This is a genomic window from Cellulosilyticum sp. WCF-2, from assembly GCF_003990395.1.
Classification (GTDB): domain Bacteria; phylum Bacillota; class Clostridia; order Lachnospirales; family Cellulosilyticaceae; genus Cellulosilyticum; species Cellulosilyticum lentocellum.
The window spans coordinates 1,930,563-1,944,434 of record NZ_CP034675.1; the positions used below are offsets into that span (position 1 = coordinate 1,930,563).

At 35.4% G+C, this 13,872-nt stretch carries 10 protein-coding genes and 1 riboswitch; of the genes, 8 read left to right on the forward strand and 2 right to left on the reverse strand.

Going from position 1 to position 13,872, the window contains the following annotated elements; translation table 11 throughout:
* Positions 1-37 precede the first annotated feature (37 nt).
* Positions 38-1,840 (forward strand): aspartate--tRNA ligase, encoded by a 1,803-nt coding sequence (gene aspS / locus EKH84_RS08540; protein WP_127065945.1) that lies wholly within the window; start codon positions 38-40, stop codon positions 1,838-1,840.
* Positions 1,841-1,922: 82 nt separating this feature from the next.
* On the opposite strand, the gene EKH84_RS08545 is transcribed toward aspS, so the two are convergent.
* The gene (locus tag EKH84_RS08545; protein ID WP_127065946.1) at positions 1,923-5,411 is read right to left on the reverse strand and encodes a starch-binding protein; all 3,489 of its coding nucleotides are present in this window, start codon (positions 5,409-5,411) and stop codon (positions 1,923-1,925) included.
* A 427-nt stretch (positions 5,412-5,838) separates the two neighbouring features.
* Here EKH84_RS08545 and EKH84_RS08550 point away from each other — a divergent pair, with 427 nt between their 5' ends.
* Positions 5,839-6,825 carry an aldo/keto reductase gene (locus EKH84_RS08550; RefSeq protein WP_013656179.1) on the forward strand — a complete coding sequence of 329 codons (987 nt, stop codon included), beginning with the start codon at positions 5,839-5,841 and terminating at the stop codon, positions 6,823-6,825.
* Between the two features lie 68 nt (positions 6,826-6,893).
* Here the strand turns inward: EKH84_RS08550 and EKH84_RS08555 are convergent, their stop codons facing one another.
* Positions 6,894-7,610, reverse strand: coding sequence for a hypothetical protein (locus tag EKH84_RS08555; RefSeq protein WP_127065947.1), 717 nt, complete (start codon positions 7,608-7,610; stop codon positions 6,894-6,896).
* Between the two features lie 238 nt (positions 7,611-7,848).
* On the opposite strand from EKH84_RS08555, the gene EKH84_RS08560 reads away from it, so the two are divergent.
* The 6 genes from EKH84_RS08560 to thiW all read left to right on the forward strand — a co-directional run bounded on the left by EKH84_RS08560 (position 7,849) and on the right by thiW (position 13,336).
* On the forward strand, positions 7,849-8,262 hold the full coding sequence (locus EKH84_RS08560) for a C-GCAxxG-C-C family protein (RefSeq protein WP_127065948.1): 414 nt from the start codon (positions 7,849-7,851) through the stop codon (positions 8,260-8,262).
* A gap of 264 nt (positions 8,263-8,526) precedes the next feature.
* On the forward strand, positions 8,527-9,564 hold the full coding sequence (locus EKH84_RS08565) for a hypothetical protein (protein WP_127065949.1): 1,038 nt from the start codon (positions 8,527-8,529) through the stop codon (positions 9,562-9,564).
* Between the two features lie 16 nt (positions 9,565-9,580).
* On the forward strand, positions 9,581-9,844 hold the full coding sequence (locus EKH84_RS08570) for a CD3324 family protein (RefSeq protein WP_013656184.1): 264 nt from the start codon (positions 9,581-9,583) through the stop codon (positions 9,842-9,844).
* Between the two features lie 95 nt (positions 9,845-9,939).
* On the forward strand, positions 9,940-10,782 hold the full coding sequence (locus tag EKH84_RS08575; protein WP_127065950.1) for a 4-phosphopantoate--beta-alanine ligase: 843 nt from the start codon (positions 9,940-9,942) through the stop codon (positions 10,780-10,782).
* Between the two features lie 68 nt (positions 10,783-10,850).
* A riboswitch (TPP riboswitch) is annotated at positions 10,851-10,957 on the forward strand.
* Positions 10,958-11,125: 168 nt separating this feature from the next.
* Positions 11,126-12,433, forward strand: coding sequence for a phosphomethylpyrimidine synthase ThiC (thiC, locus tag EKH84_RS08580; RefSeq protein ID WP_127065951.1), 1,308 nt, complete (start codon positions 11,126-11,128; stop codon positions 12,431-12,433).
* 363 nt (positions 12,434-12,796) lie between these two features.
* On the forward strand, positions 12,797-13,336 hold the full coding sequence (gene thiW, locus EKH84_RS08585; RefSeq protein WP_127065952.1) for an energy coupling factor transporter S component ThiW: 540 nt from the start codon (positions 12,797-12,799) through the stop codon (positions 13,334-13,336).
* The last annotated feature ends 536 nt before the right edge of the window (positions 13,337-13,872 follow it).

The following is a 13,872-nucleotide window of genomic DNA, read 5'->3' on the forward strand; positions in this document are numbered from 1 at the left end:
TTGTTTATTTTTACCAATAACATAGGAGGATTAGAATATGTCAGAATCAATGCATGGTTTAAAAAGAACTCATCGTTGTACAGAACTTAGTGCTGCTAATGTAGGCCAAGAAGTTATTGTCATGGGATGGGTACAAAGAAGAAGAAATTTAGGTCAAATTTTATTTATCACACTTCGTGATCGTTCAGGCCTTTTACAATTATCTTTTAATGAAAATACAGAGAAAGAGCTTTTTGAAAAAGCTGAAACACTTAGAAGTGAATATGTAATTGCAGCTCGTGGGATAGTAGTATCTCGTGGTGCTGATGCTAATAAGTCAATGCAAACGGGTGATATCGAAATAGATGTTAAAGAACTTCGTATTCTTTCAGAAGCAGAAACAACACCTTTTGAAATCCTAGAAGACATTGATACAAAAGAAGAACTTCGTTTAAAATATCGTTACCTTGACCTTAGAAGACCAGATATGCAAAAAAATCTTATTCTTCGTAGTAAGGTAACACAAAGTGTAAGACGTTTCCTTGAAACAGAAGGTTTCCTTGAAATTGAAACACCAATTATGCAAAAATCAACACCAGAAGGTGCTCGTGATTATTTAGTACCATCACGTGTGCACCCAGGTAACTTCTATGCGTTACCTCAATCACCACAGTTATTTAAACAGTTATTAATGGTATCTGGTTTTGACCGTTACTTCCAAATTGCGAAATGCTTCCGTGATGAAGACCTGCGTGCAGACAGACAACCAGAGTTTACACAAATCGATATGGAACTTTCTTTCGTAGAGCCAGAGGATGTTATGGCTGTTAATGAAAGATTAATTCAAACTGTATTTAAAGAAGCCTTAGATGTGGATGTACAACTTCCAATTCAAAAAATGACTTATAAGGAAGCTATGGATCGTTTTGGGTCTGATAAACCAGATCTTCGTTTTGGAGTAGAACTTCAGGACCTTACAGAAGTAGTAAAAGGCTGTGGTTTTGCTGTATTTGAAAATGCTATTGCAAATGGTGGGACAGTAAGAGCTATCAATGCAAAAGGTATGGGAGACTTAGGCCGTAAACAAATTGATGCTTTAGTTAAATATGGACAGGACTTTGGTGCAAAAGGTGTAGCTTGGCATCAAATAAAAACAGATGGAGAAGAAAAATCTTCATTTGCTAAATTCTTAAGTGAAGAGACACTTGCTGCAATTAAAGAAAAAATGAGCGTTGATAAGGATGACTTAATCTTAGTTGTAGCTGACAAACCATCAGTAGTGTTTGCTGCACTTGGGGCTTTAAGACTTGAAGTAGCTAGAAGACTTGACCTTATCAATCAAGATGAATTTAGATTCGTATGGATTACAGAATTCCCACTTCTTGAGTATGATGAAGAAGCAGGCAGATTCGTAGCAATGCACCATCCATTCACTATGCCAATGGATGAAGATTTAGAAATGATGGAAACAAATCCAGGAGCTGTAAGAGCAAAAGCTTATGACCTTGCATTAAATGGTTGTGAACTTGGTGGTGGAAGTATCCGTATTTACCAAAATGACGTTCAAAAAAGAATGTTTAACCTTTTAGGCTTCACAGACGAACAAGCAGAAGAACGCTTTGGCTTCTTATTAAATGCTTTCAAATATGGTGTGCCACCACACGGCGGACTTGCATTTGGTCTTGACCGTATGATTATGCTTATGTGTAAGGCTGATAGCATCCGTGATGTTATTGCCTTCCCTAAAGTAAAAGATGCAAGTTGTTTAATGACAAATGCACCAGATGTAGTAGACCAAAAACAATTAGATGAGTTAGCACTTGCCATTGTAGAAAAACAAGAAGAAGTAATAGAAGAATAAACAGACTAATAAAGGCTATTTAAGGGATAGGAAGCTGTCCCTTAAATAGCCTTTTAGATTGAAGTAAAAAGTCTCTAGATGATTAATTAGGCTTACTAGAAGTCCAAGTGCCGTCTTTATACCACATTTCACCATTTGCCTCGAAACCAGGTTGATTAGCAGTAGGAATTTGTTGATTATTACTGTTAAACAGTACTTTCACGGCAATTTCACTTGGTATAGTATAGGTGTACCAATTATTCCCTTCAGCAGTCATAGCCTCACCAGGCCATTTAGGACCAGTTTTGCTTTCTGTTTCATAGTAATAAAGGTTTGGTGTGCCCCAACCAGAAGGATTATAGAAATGAACAGTTATAACCTTTTCTTCAGGTTTTGAAGTATAAAGCATACCATCTTTGTACCAAATTTCTTTTGAAACTTCTATACCAGGCTCATTAGCACCGGGGATTTGTTGACCGTTGCTATTAAAGATGGTACGTACAGCTGAAGAACCTGTAATGGTATAACTATACCAATTGTTCCCTTCAGTAGTCATAGCTTCACCAGGCCATTTAGGTCCAGTTTTGGTTTCTGTTTCATAGTAATAAAGGTTTGGTGTACTCCAACCAGAAGGTTTATAAAAATGAACAGTGAGTTTAGCTTCTTCAGGCTTTGAAGTATAAAGGACACCATCTTTGTACCAGACTTCTTTAGAAACATTTATACCAGGCTCTTTAGCTCCAGGAATCTGCTGATCATTACTATTAAATAAAACGTAAGCGGAGGTCCAGTCTTTGATTGTATAGCTGTACCAACCATCTCCTTCACTGGTCATAGCTTCACCAGGCCATTTAGGCCCAGTTTTGCTTTCTGTTTCATAATAGTAAAGATTTGGTATACCCCAGCTAGAAGGTTTATAGAAATGAACAGTAATGTCTGTTGGTGGGATCACCGTTTCTTTTTTATACGTAAATGTTCCATTAAATAGACCTTGCTCATTTTCTGCTTTTACTTTAATAGAAGTTATTGTACCAGTAGCTACATCTTTACCTATTTCGAAGCTTTCACCAGAAGCTACTGAAAAAGCTTCACCATTATCGATTTGGCAGGTAGCACTTATTACATTTTTAAGTATTACTTTAATGGAAAGTGTACTACTTGTATAAGTTGTAGTTGTACTACTGTTTCCAGGCGTTAACGTAACAGAAGGCTTGCCATCCGGATTGGTTGAGGTCCAGACACCATCTTTATACCACATTTCGCCTTCTACGACAAAACCAGGTTTTTCTTTATCTGGAATTTGTGTAGTACCATTATTCGTATTAAATATAACCTGAGCTGTTTCGTATTCGGCTGGAAGTGTATAACTATACCAGTTATCTCCTTCGCTATTCATAGTAACACCAGGCCATTTAGGTCCAGTTAATGAAAGTACATCATTATAATAGTAGAGGGATGGGGTAGACCAATCAGCTGGCTTATAAAAATGAACCGTGACTGGTTTACGTTCAGTTTTTAAATAAGAATAAGTTTGTGAGTAAGTACCTAGTGCATTAATAGCTGAAACAGTAATTTTAGTTGTTGTCTCTAGGGCTTCTCCCTTACCAATAGTAATGATATCCCCATTCTTAACAGTATAAACTTCATTACCATTAATCATGCAAGTAGCTTCAGTGACATTTTGTAAAGCTACCTTTACATCTAAAGTATCCGTATAATATTTAGTTGTGTCGGCAACGTTTCCAGGAGTTAATGTAACAACTGGTGTAAGTGGTTCTTCGCCATTTTGTTCAATCAGGATAACACCTGCTGAGCCAGCAGTAAAGGTAACAGAGCCATTAGCTACAGTTGCTTTTGCGCCGGTATAAGCATCTCTTACTGGTGTTCCATCTTTAAAGATAGAAGATACATTAATTGTTGTACTACCAGTTGCATTTAATGCTACAACGACTTTATCAGAGATACCTTCTTTATTATAGGTGCGACTAAATACATAAGGAGAAGAACTAATAACAGTATGAGTACCAGCGCCTATAGAAGGGTGGTTCTTTCTAAAGGTACCAATGATTTGCCAGTGATTAAGTGTTGATTGATTCACACTTGACCAGTTCATGTCAGAACGACTTGGTTGATCCTTATCAGAGCACGTTTCGCTGCCAGGTCTATTGGTTTCATCACCATAAAAGATTTGAACACCTCCAGGAGATAAAAGTAAAGCTGTACCTAAATTAGTCATATTAGCCCTAGTTAAGCCTTCGTCATGAGATGAAATATAACTAAGGACATTCCAATTATCCTTTGTATTAACTTTACTTGCAATATCTTGATAAGTATTATTAATAGTATTTAGATTGCCATCTTTAGGGAAGAAGAAGTTAATAAGTGAGTCAAATTTACCGGTTTCGAAGTATTCAGCTTTATATTCTACACCAGTATTATATACTTCACCAGTCATCCAGAAATCATCATCCCAATTAGCACCAGCTTTAGTTGGATTAGCAACACGCCACTCTTTAAGTGCTGTATTACAAGCATCCTTTAATTGTCCCCAGCGGAATGGTTCTACGTGTTTTGCTGTATCAACTCTGAATCCATCAATACCAAATTCACGCACCCAAGCAGCTAACCATTTAATATTATACTCAGTAGGAGCAACGCCTAAATCAGTTCTTAAGCTTTTAGCAGCAGGAACAATCCAGTTATCATAACCAGAAGTTTCTTGTGACCATTTTGTTTTTAAAATAGGTGCTAAACCTTGATTGCTAGTTACTTCTGTTTTAAAGTCTGGTAAACCTGCCAGGTTCATACGAAGCTCTGAATTATCTCCAGCAGTATAGCCAGCTACACCAGCACGAATCCAACCAGAACTCCACCATTTTGCCCAGGCGTCATTGTGTCCAGTGTAATCAAGGAATAGGTCATGATAGCTATGCCAAGTTTGCCCATTACTAGGTGACCAATTAAGTAGCTCAGATTTACTATGATTGGTTGGCATAATATCATACTCTGTCATATCTTTCATGCTTAGATAACCAGGGTGATTCATAACAATGTCTAAGATAACACGAATACCTTGTGAGTGCGCTTCATCAACGAATTCTCTCATTTCAGCAACTGTTCCCATATTTTTATCCATCATGGTATAGTCAAGTGCATAGTACCCATGATAAGCATAGTGTGCAAAGTCACCACTATTACCACCACCGACGTAGCCATGCATTTGCTCATAAGGTGCAGTCATCCAAATAGCATTAACACCTAGATTTTTGAAGTAGCCTTCTTTTAGTTTCTTAGTAAGTCCTGCAACATCTCCACCATGAAAAGTACCGATATTTTTACCAGTAGCATCTACTTTGACACGCCCATAGCTAGTATCATTAGAGGTATTACCATTATAGAAACGGTCTGTCATGGTAAAATAAACAGTAGCATTATCCCAAGTAAAATAGGGATCATCATCAGTAGAAGTAATGGGAACGTTACCAACCAATGAAGTAGATAAGCTGGCTGCAAATAAGTTAGGAAAAATCATAGTAAGTGAGATAAGAATAGAAAGTAAAAACTTAAGAACTGCTTTTTTGGAATGAATCATTATAACTAACCCCCTTATTAATATAGATAAATTTTTTGCGCTTAACAGTAAATAAATCCTCCTTTCATTAACTAATAATAACAAGCACAAAATAATGACCAATAAGGACAAAAAATTTACACTTTTATTATCTAATTTAAATAATAAAAACACAATGAGAATGCAAAAAAATGACTAAGATGTATAAAAAAGTGACGTAAAATGATACAAAGTAATATTTTAAACCTATTTTCTTAGATGCGTATGAGATCGAAAGAGATGGGAGAAGTATGTGTATAGATGTGTTTAAAGATAGTGGAATTAATCTTGTAGATTCTTATAAAATTCATGTGGTTTTTATTATATTTTGCTATATTTAATATGTAGTTCAAAAATTATGTTATCATAAAAGAGTAATAAATAAGGAGTACATATAAGGAGGCATTTTATGAGTTATGTAGCAGATAAAAATAGATACCAAGAAATGAAATATAATCGTTGTGGGAAAAGTGGCTTGTTACTTCCGGCTATTACTTTAGGGTTATGGCATAATTTTGGAGATGAAAATAGTTTAGCCAATGTAAAGGAAATGCTTTTTGGAGCTTTTGATATGGGTATTACGCATTTTGATCTAGCAAATAATTATGGTCCAAGTGCAGGCTCGGCAGAAAGCAACTTTGGAGAGGTGATGCGTACAGACCTTAAGCCATACAGAGATGAACTTGTGATTTCTACTAAAGCAGGCTATGGTATGTGGGAAGGACCATATGGAGATGGTGGTTCAAAGAAATATTTAATTTCTTCTTTAGATCAAAGCTTAAAACGAATGAACTTAGATTATGTAGATATTTTCTATCATCATAGAAGAGATCCAGAAACACCAATGGAAGAAACAGTAGAAGCATTAAAAAGTATTTTAGATCAAGGGAAAGCCTTATATGTAGGGATTTCTAATTACAATGCAGAAGATACTAGAACAATGATTAAACTTATGAAAGAGGCAGGGGTAAGGTGCCTGATTCATCAGATGTTTTATAATATGTTAGAACGTCATAATGAAAAGGTTATAGATGTGTTAGAACAAGAGCAAGTGGGTGCTATTGCATTTTCACCTTTAGCACAAGGCCGTTTAACTAATAAATATTTTAATGGTATTCCAGCGGATTCAAGAGCAGCAGGAACAAGTCCTTTCTTAAATAAAGAGGGGATTACAGATGAGCTTTTAAAGAAAACAAAAGCACTTAATGACTTAGCAGAAAGCCGTGGTCAAAGTTTATCTCAGATGGCTTTAGCATGGACACTTAGAGGTCATGTGACTTCTGTTATTATAGGAGCTAGCAAGCTTTCTCAGATTAAAGAAAATGTAGGGGCTATTCAAAAATTAGACTTTACAGCAGAGGAACTTCAAGCAATTGATAAGATTTTATTAGGTTAAGTAATAGGCTCATTTAAAGAGTAAAATAGGATATAGGCTATGGAAAAATAAACTCCATAACCTATATCCTATTTTGTTTCGTTCAAAGTAGTTTTCATTAAATCAGCCATGGCAAGGGTGATTTCTTCATCAAAGTTAGTCTTGGAAGTCTCGATAGCGGCTTTTAGTGTTTTTAAATCAGCAGAGTCTAAGGGGATATCGCTATATTCAGTTTTAGCAAGTTTTAAGATGTTTTGATGTAGCTCATCTAAATCACTAAAGAGACTATCTCTGAGAAAGTCATAGGGTTCATAGTAAAAGGTTTCAATCTCATAGAGGGTATCAATATCAAAAGAATCAGTTGTTTCATAAGTAGATTGGGCTTCATTATAGGTATCATAAAGGTAATTTCCTGAATCAGAAATTTCTAAGATGGCATGATAAACCTTATTGTAGCTAGAATTAACCACATAAGTACTTCTGCCTTCTTGAATAACCTCATAGCTATAATCAGGGTATTTTGTTGAATCAGAAGCAGGACTAATAAGTCCGGAAATCCAACGACCAATAATTCCTACAATAATAGTAAGTACAATAAAAATATGTGGCCAAAATCTCCAAATAACTAAGGAAGGAATATCAATTTTAGAATCCCTAAAGAGTTTCTCTCTATAGTTATTTCGTGACATTTGTTGCCACTCTAATTTTTCAGGTAAAGAAAGTTCATCATTTTTTGCTTTTTCTTTAAGGTGTTTTTCATATTGGCGACGTTGCTTTAGAAATTCCTTTTGAGCTTTAGTTTTCATAAGTAGTCTCCTTATAAATGATAAAAATATATAGAATATTAAGATTATTATATAGTGAGTAGGTTAAACAATCAATTTAAATAAAAAAATTTAAAATTGATATCTCTATAGAGGAAATGCTGTGTACTGCAATAGGAATTAAAGATTCAAAACTAAAGAGAGTTAGTATATAATAGCTTTATAAATACTTAGGCTATTATAGAAAGCAAATAAAGTACATAAATAAAGGAGATAGATCATGAACAGTAAGGTAGATGAAGCATTAGCCCTTTTTAAAGAAGGTTTTTCTTGTTCACAAGCTGTATTTGCAGCTTATGCTAAAGATTTAGGTATGGATTATGAAATGGCCCTTAAAGTATCACAAGCTTTTGGTGGTGGTATGGGTGGTATGAGAGGTGAATGTGGAGCTGTAACAGGTGCCTACATGGTGATTAGCCTTTTATATGGTAGAACTAAAGCTGAAGATGGAGAAGCAAGACTTAAGACCTTTACCATGGTAAAAGATTTTGCAAAACGCTTCAAAGAAAAACAAGGAAGTACAGTATGTCGTGATTTATTAGAAAATAAATCAGGTAGCCATTATGATATGTGTAGTGATTATGTAAAAGATGCATGCATCATTTTAGAAGAGCTTTTAGAAGAATATAAATAAATGATAATAGTTGATACATAGGGGCTCATATAAAAGCACTAACTTTTTTAGAAAAGTTAGTGCTTTTATATAAGAAACCTTTCTTAGCCAATAGAGAGGTACATTTTCATTTTCTTACTTGGTAGGTAGGCCTCATTAAAATACTACCAATAGGTATAAAATAATTAGAAAAATACTGGGGATGGAATACAAATTAGTCTGACTTTATAATCAGTATATAAGCAGTCGACTGATTTGATTTAATAAATAACAGGGAGGAAGAAAATGAAATATTTATCTAGACCATTAATAGATTGGGCGATTCATGAAATTGAAACCAAGTACCCAGAAGATATCAGTATATTAGTAGGTCATAAAGGATGGCGTATACCAGAAGATGGGGAAGAGGTGGCTTTTAACTTTTTCATTCCAGCTACCGATAAAGGCTATTCTTTAGCACAAACCTTCATCATTAATGAAATTGGCTATGATTTATTTCCTATGTCATGGGAAAGAGTAGAAGGCCTCGCTGAAGTAAATGAAAGTTTAACCACTTGCCTTGCTGATGGTATTATTTTATATGCCAGGAATGAGAAAGACAAAGCACGCTTTATTCAATTACAACAGGCATTAAAAGACCACTTAGCAGACCACAGTTTTACTTTTAATAAGGCTTTAGAAAAGATTAATAGTGCCATGGAACTTTATAAAACTATGGCATTTGAGGAGTCCTTATGCCATGTGAGAAAGGGAGCAGGTTTTATAAGCCAATATTTAGTCGAAGCGATAGCAACAAGCAATGGGACTTATATGAAAAATGGCCCACAAGATATCATTTCAACATTAAAAGATTTTAAGCAAGTACCTGTGCATTTCATAGGGTTATATGAGCAGTTGATTAAAGCTGAACAAGTAGAGGTAATAAAAACATTAAGTTATGAGCTCATCAAGATGACAAGGGACTTTTTTTCAAGTAAAGATACAAGAGTAATAAAAGAAGAAGAGTGTGAGTTTCAGGATTTGGCTGCATGGTATGAAGAAGGGCGTTATACTTTTAGACGTATTGGCTATTATTGTGAAAAAAATGACCCATTTAATAGTTTTTCTTGGGGATATCATTTTCAGCGTGAATTTGATTGTATTCAAAAGGATTTTGGACTTAAGGAAATGGATTTGCTAGGGGTATTTAATCCAAATGACCTATCCATTTTTAAAGAAAGGTTAGATGAGATTGAAGCATATATTGTATCTGAAATAAAAGCACATGGAGTAAAAATACGAATTTATGATACCTTAGAGGCATTTTTAAATCATATGAATTAAGAAAGGGCGATGTGCAGTGAAATACAAAAATGCCGCTGATATTTTGCCTGATCAACTTCTGAGAGAAGTACAAAAGTATACTTCAGGAGAAGCTCTTTATATACCTAAATACAAAGCTCGCAAAAAGTGGGGAGAAGGTTCAGGTGCTAAAGCTTTTTATGATAAGCGAAATGAAGAAATTCGTATAAAATTCGCTAGTAAAATAGCTATTGACGTATTAGCAGAGGAATATAATCTTTCAGTAGAAACGATTAAAAAGATTGTTTATAACAATAAATAATCTTTTTAGAAACTTGTAATAGAAGTGAAATACAAACTAATAGGTGAGTTGTGTTATAATGAGGGCGAATACTTATGAGGTAAGGAGGATGGACCATGGATATTATGACATCATTAGAAGCTATGACAGCTAAGCTCGATCGCATAGGTAGGAGGTCTATAGGCCTTATTATGACAAAGGGTGCTTTACATGAAGGGCATATAGCTTTGATAAAAGCAGCAAGAGCTGAAAATGAATATATTATAGTAAGTAGTTTCTTGCATTCACATGAGTTTTCTTCTGAAGAAGCTTATAAGCTCTATCCTAGACAGGTGGAGGAAGATCAGGAAATAGCTAGTAAAGCAGGAGTAGACTTTTTCTTTTGTCCAAGTTATGAAGGACTTTATCCTAATGGTAGTAGTACTTATGTAAGTATCTATACACCACTTATGAATCGTCTTGAGGGTCAAATACATCCTAAGTATTATCAAAGCTTTTTAACTACGGCAAATTTACTACTAAGTTGTATTAGACCACAGCGTTACTATATCAGTGAAAAGGATTTTCAAAAAAAAGCCCTACTTAGTCAGCTTATACGTGATTTTCACTATGTTTGTGAAATAAGAGTCTTACCTACCGAGAGAGAAGCAGATGGACTTATTATAGGAAGTAGAAATACTTTATTAGAGCCAGAAGAAAGGCGATTAGCACCGCTTCTTTATCATACGCTTAAAAAAGCAGAGTTAGCTTATCAAAGAGGAAATATTAGTAGTTATAAGCTTAAATTACTTTTAGAGACAGAAATAAAGCGCTATTATCGTATTCAGCTAGAATATGTGGATGTGTTAGAAATAGAACGCCTAACAAGTATAGAAACCATTATTGAAGAAGCGCTTATAGTAATGAGTATACGTCTAGGGAGCGTAAGGCTTTCAGATTATATTTATCTTAAGAAATAAAGGTTGATTTAGAAGAAATATTCTGATATGATTTGCTTGTATGAAATTAATATTTAAATAATACATAAAATAAGAAAAAGGGGAGTCTGTGCGACAGGCTGAGAGGAAACTAAAGTTTCGACCCATAACCTGATTCAGATCATGCTGACGTAGGGAAATATTCGAGGATAGCACTTCGAAAGAAGTGTAAGTAACAGGATATGCCGAAGCCAGCATATCCTGTCTTTATTTTAAGCTAAGAAGGTGAAACATTTTTTAGTTAAAGGGCTATTAGCTCTACAAATAAAGTTTCAAATGGATATGTAAGGTTACAGAGAAACTCCCTTTAAAAAGGAGAGATTACATGAAATATCATACACAAATGGAAGCCGCAAAAAAAGGTATAATCACTAAGGAAATGGAGATTGTAGCTAAAAAAGAGTATATGGAAGTAGAAAAGCTTAGGGCCTTAGTAGCAAAAGGTGAAGTGGCTATCCCATGCAACATTTATCACAAATCTCTTTCTCCAGAGGGAATTGGTACGGGTCTTAAAACCAAGATCAATGTCAATTTGGGGATATCAGGAGATTGCAAAAACTATGAAGTAGAATTTGAAAAGGTGAAGGTGGCACTTAAGTTTGGTGTGGAAGCTATTATGGATCTTAGTAATTATGGGAAAACAAATACCTTTCGTAAGCAACTTATTGAGATGTCTACAGCTATGATTGGTACAGTACCTATGTATGATGCTATTGGGTACTTGGAAAAAGATTTAGTACATATTACACCACAGGATTTCTTAAAGGTCGTAGAAGCTCATGCCAAAGAGGGTGTTGACTTTATGACGATTCATGCAGGGATTAATAGACGTACAGTAGAAGCTTTTAAACGTGAAGGACGTAAGATGAATATTGTTTCTAGAGGTGGTTCTCTCTTGTTTGCTTGGATGGAGATGACAGGAAATGAAAATCCATTTTATGAATATTATGATGACGTATTAGAAATTTTAAGACGTTATGATGTTACCATTAGTCTTGGAGATGCCTTAAGGCCAGGATGTCTAGAAGATAGTTCAGATGCAGGACAAATCGGAGAGCTTATTGAACTTGGCTATCTAACTAAGAGAGCATGGGCAAAAGACGTGCAGGTTATGGTAGAAGGCCCAGGTCATATGGCAATGAACGAAATAGAGGCCAATATGAAACTACAAAAACGTCTATGTCATAATGCACCTTTTTATGTATTAGGACCATTAGTAACAGATATCTTCCCCGGTTATGACCATATTACTTCAGCCATCGGTGGTGCTATAGCAGCAGCCAGTGGTGCTGATTTCTTGTGTTATGTGACACCAGCTGAACACCTAAGATTACCGGATGTAAGTGATGTTAAAGAAGGAATCATAGCAAGTAAAATTGCAGCGCATGCAGCAGATATTGCTAAGGGCTTACCACATGCAAGAGATTTAGATAACAAGATGGCAGAAGCAAGACAAAAGTTAGATTGGGAAGAAATGTTCGAAGTAGCTTTTGATGGAGATAAGGCTAGGGATTACTTTGAAAGTATGCCACCAGCTGAAAAACACAGTTGTTCTATGTGCGGTAAAATGTGTGCTGTTAGAACAACCAATCGCATCATAGAAGGTAAAACAGTGGAATTACATGAAGAGTAAGAATGAATAATGAAATATTAGGTGTTGAGAGTGAAGAAACAAATAATCAGTGCATAACTTATTATTCATTTTAAATTTTTATATAGGGAAATAGGTCTGAAAAGATGAGGAAGACTAGCAAATGGAAGGGGAGCACCTTGCATTTGTTTTCAGAAGGACAATTAAATAGCTAGGGAACTCGTGTTTCGAGGTGAGAGGAAGCTTTTAAGTTTCGACCGACTAAATGAAGCTAGTGCTGCATAGAGGCTGTTTAATTGTACCTAAGATTATCTTGGTTTTTTGAGGTTTAGAGAGTTAGGACAATAGCCAAAGAAGGTATAAGGTCTCTAGCACTTAAATAAATCAAAAGAAAGAGGTAAAAAAATGAAAACAAAAAATGCTATATTAAGAATGGTGATGCTTGCTATATTAATTGCTGTTGGCGTAGTCATTTCACCGATTTTAAGAGTAGAGGGTATGTGTCCAATGGCTCACTTTATTAATGTGGTATGTGCTGTGTTATTGGGGCCAACAGATGCTTTTCTATGTGCTTTACTTATAGGAATCATTCGTATGCTTTTTATGGGAATTCCACCTTTAGCTTTAACAGGAGCTGTATTTGGGGCTGCTTTATCAGGTGTTTTTTATAAACTTTCAAAAGGTAAAGTATTAGCAGCTGTTATTGGAGAAGTTGTTGGAACAGGTATCATTGGGGCCATAGTATCTTATCCGGTTATGACTTATATTTGGGGTAGGACAGGGCTGACTTGGCTGTTTTATGTTCCCTCTTTTATTGGAGGAACACTGATTGGAGGCACAGTGGCATTTATCTTCTTAGGAGCACTTAAAAGAATCGGTATGCTTAGTAAGGTGCAGAGGAAGCTAAAAAGAGAAGAAGATAGACGGGAAGGAATGGAAATTTAAAATAGAATGATGACTTCATTTTATTGATAGTAGTTAAAGACAACAAAAATAGCTCTCCAAGTAGTATCAATACTTGAAAAGCTATTTTGGATTCCAGACTCTTGAAATGAACTTTCGTGACTAGCTAAGTAGACCTTAGGCAAAGCGCAAAATGGCTCCTCAGCACGTATGCGCTATAGCGTAGTGCCTACTAAGACTAGCTATGAAAGCCAAACCAATGAGTGAGGAGCTCCTAAAAGTCTTGGCCGGTGCACCCTATGCTAGGAAGCTAAGACCTTAAGACTCTGGTTTAAAACTTTATTTTGGGTAATGCGAGGTATAAAAACATTAAAAACAACTTATAAATGGCGCCTTCCTTGCAGCGCACAAGTGAACATTTTCCTTAAGTCCAGAGGTACCTATAACAATAGATTGAGACTTGGCTGACCCGGTCAGTTCCTCAAGTTGAAGCTGTGGTAATTATGCCGTGGGAAGTTATTTATTTTGTTTTTACACTTATGTATATGTAGTCAAAAATCCGATTCCCTAATAAGAAA